We start from the raw sequence: 2,899 nt of genomic DNA on the forward strand, positions 1-2,899 counted from the left end.
CTTGGGTCAGTCCCGCGCCGATGAGTCCGGCTACCGACGTGAGCCATCCGTCGGGGGTGTCGACGTCTACCAACACGACCCTGCCGGGGAACTCCGCCTGAGCCACCCGCACCAAACCCCACACCGCGGACATCCCCGCGGTCGCGACCACGATCCGGGTGTCCGGCTCGGCGAGCCAGTGCTGCATCAGCTCCAGCAGGTCGGCGGTCTGCGCCTCGGCCGCCGGTGCGTCGACCGCGGACGGACAGACCACGACCGCCGTCCCGTCCGGGTCCGCGGCGCGCAGCTCGGCCCAACCGGTGTACCCGACCGAACCGGGCGCCTCCTGGGCCAGCTTCGCCGGCACCCACCAGGTACCGGTCAACGGTGCAGGAGCGACTTGTGCCGGCACCCACTCGACGTGGTGCAGCTGCTCGCTCGTCGCCGTGCTGCCGATCCCAGCGGCCGCCTCGCGCAGCGACAGTGCCGCCTCCAGGACCGGAGCGCCGTCGGTGTCGACGGCGAGCATGGCGACCTGTTCCGGCCCGGTGCGCCGCAGCCGCATCCGTAGCACGGACGCCTGCCCGGCGTGCAATCGCACACCCGACCAGGCATACGGCAGCATGATCCGGCCGGTGGCGTCCGGTGGCAGGTCGTGGAACCAGCCACTGGCCAGCAGGCCATGCAGGGCGGCGTCGAGCAGGGCCGGGTGCAGCGCGAACCGCTCCGGTTCGGCCGGCTCCGGCAGGGCGGCCTCGACGTACAGGTCGTCGCCCTCCTGCCATACCGCCCGCAGGCCACGGAAGGTCGGGCCGTACTCGTACCCGGCCTGGGCGAGGTCGTCGTACGCCCCGTCCAGCGGCACCGGCCGGGCACCGGCCGGCGGCCACGCCCCGGTGATGCCCTCGGCGGCGGAGACGGTGACGTCGGCGGCGGCCAGCAAGCCGTCGGCGTGCCGCACCCACTGCTGCCCGTCCGCGCCGGCACCGGCCGAGATGGTGATCGGTCGGCGGCCGTGCTCGTCCGGCTCGTCCACCCACAGTTGCAGCAGCACCGTTCCGGAGTCCGGCAGGAGCAGCGGGGCGTGCAGGGTCAACTCCTCGATCCCGCCGGCCCCGACCCGGTCGGCGGCGTGCACGGCCAGTTCGACGAAGGCGGTCCCGGGCACCAGCACGGTGCCCCGTACGGCGTGGTCGGCCAGCCACGGGTGGGTGTGCCGGGACACTCGGCCGGTGAGTAGCCAGCGGTCCGTGTCGGCGACCGGCAGCACGGCGCCGACCAACCCGTGCCCGCCCGGGTCGCCGGTCTCGGAGGGGCTCGTCAACCAGTAGCGGTCGCGCTGGAACGGATAGCCGGGCAGTTGCGGCAGCTCCGCCGGGGTGCCCGGGTACACGGCGGTCCAGTCGACCGGGATTCCCGCGGTGAACGCCTCGGCCCCGCTGCGCAGCAGGCGCGCCCGGTCACCCTGGTCGCGGCGCAGCGTGCCGCAGACGGTCGCGTCCGCTCCGGCGTCCGCGATGGTCTGGGTCAGCCCCATCGCGAGTACCGGGTGTGCGCTGACCTCGATGAAGGCGTCGTGCCCGGCGTCCAGCGCGGCACGTACCGCGGCGTCGAACCGGACCGGCTGGCGCAGGTTGGCGTACCAGTAGTCAGCGTCCATGGCGGACCCCTCGACCGGCTCGCCCGTCACGGTGGAGATCATCGCCACGTTGCCGGCGGTGGGCTCGACGGAACCGAGCGCCGCACGGAGTTGCTGCTCGACCTCCTCGACATGGTGGGAGTGCGACGCGTAGTCGACCGGGATCCGGCGGGCGTCGACGTCCCCCGCCGTGCACGTCGCCAGGAACTCGTCGATCGCCGCGGCGTCGCCGCTGACCACGGCCGAGGCCGGGCCGTTGACGGCGGCCACGCTCAGCCGGCCCGGCCAGTCGGCCAGCAGTTGCCGTACCCGTTGCTCGGGCAGTGGCACGGAGACCATGCCGCCGCGGCCGGACAGCGCGGTGAGGGCCTGGGAACGCAGCGCGGCGACCGCGGCGGCCTGGTCGAGGGTGAGCACGCCGGCGATGTGCGCGGCGGCGATCTCGCCCTGGGAGTGGCCGATCACCGCGGCCGGCATGACACCCATCGACTCCCACAGCCGGGCGAGCCCGACCATCATCGCGAACGAGGCGGGCTGGACGACGTCGAGCCGTTCCAGCCGGCCGTCCTCCGGGCCGGACCGCAACACGTCGGTCAACGACCAGTCCACGTACGGCGCCAGGGCGGTTTCGCAGGCGGTGATGGCGTCGCGGAACACCGGCGCGGTATCCAGCAGGGCGGCGCCCATGCCGGCCCACTGCGCACCCTGCCCAGGGAAGACGAGGACCGGGCGGACGCGGTCTCGGCGGACGACGCCGGAGACCACATGCGCGGCCGCCTCGCCGGCGGCGATCGCGGCAAGACCGCGGACCAGCTCGTCGTGGTCGGTGCCGACCACGACGGCCCGGTGTTCGAAGCGGGACCGGGCGGCGAGTGCCCGGGCGGTACCGGCGAGGCTGGCGCCGGGGTCCGCCGCGACGTGCTCGCGCAGTCGTCCGGCCAGGTCGGCGACGGCCGTGCGGGTGCGGGCCGAGAGCACCCAGGCGTACACGTCGTCGGTCGACTCCGCCTCGGCCGGCGCCGGCGTGTCGTACTGCTCCAGAACGAGATGGGCGTTGGTGCCGCTCATTCCGAACGAGGAGACGCCTGCCCGGCGGGGGCGGTCGGTTTCGGGCCACGGCTGCGGCTCGACAAGTGGGCGTACCCCGGATCCCGCCCAGTCCACATGCGGCGAGGGCTCGGCTGCGTGCAGTGTGGCGGGTAGTTGGCCGTGGCGGATGGCCATGATCATTTTGATGACGCCGGCTACTCCGGCGGCGGCTTGGGTGTGGCCGATGTTCGA

Annotated in this window: 1 protein-coding gene and 1 pseudogene; both read right to left on the reverse strand. The window is 74.0% G+C overall.

Annotated elements, in window-relative coordinates; all coding sequences use genetic code 11:
* On the reverse strand, positions 1–2,842 hold a 2,842-nt coding region (locus tag IEY61_RS30745), incomplete at its 3' end, for an acyltransferase domain-containing protein (RefSeq protein WP_229706644.1).
* A 3-nt stretch (positions 2,843–2,845) separates the two neighbouring features.
* Positions 2,846–2,893, reverse strand: a pseudogene (locus tag IEY61_RS32270) (hypothetical protein); the annotation flags it as partial.
* Positions 2,894–2,899 lie beyond the last annotated feature (6 nt).

It is taken from the genome of Micromonospora sonchi (assembly GCF_014646235.1).
GTDB classification, from domain to species: Bacteria; Actinomycetota; Actinomycetes; order Mycobacteriales; family Micromonosporaceae; genus Micromonospora; species Micromonospora sonchi.